1 rRNA gene is annotated in these 392 nt (G+C 62.0%); it reads left to right on the top strand.

From position 1 onward, the window contains the following. Window positions 1-148 precede the first annotated feature (148 nt). Window positions 149-392: ribosomal RNA gene (locus G5S52_RS23540) — 16S ribosomal RNA — on the top strand; the annotation flags it as partial.

Raw genomic sequence — 392 nt, forward strand, 5'->3', positions numbered from 1 at the left:
AATCCTCGGGGGACCACCAGTGGGCGAAGGCGCTTGACGAGAACGGACCTGACGGTGAGGGGCGAAGGCGTAGGGGAGCGATCGGGATTAGAAACCCCCTGAGCTAGTGTCAGCAGCGCGGTATACCCGCAGCCCAAGTGGTGGTCGCGGATTATTGGGCCTAAAGCGCTCGTAGCCGGGTTGGCAAGTCCCTTGTGAATCGGGCGGCTTAACCGTTCGGCTTGCAAGGGATACTGCCAGTCTTGAGGCCGGGAGACGTCGAGGGTACTCTGAGGGTAGCGGTGAAATGCTCTAATCCTCGGGGGACCACCAGTGGGCGAAGGCGCTTGACGAGAACGGACCTGACGGTGAGGGGCGAAGGCGTAGGGGAGCGATCGGGATTAGAAACCCCC

The organism is Grimontia sedimenti (genome assembly GCF_011045095.1).
Lineage (GTDB): Bacteria > Pseudomonadota > Gammaproteobacteria > Enterobacterales > Vibrionaceae > Enterovibrio > Enterovibrio sedimenti.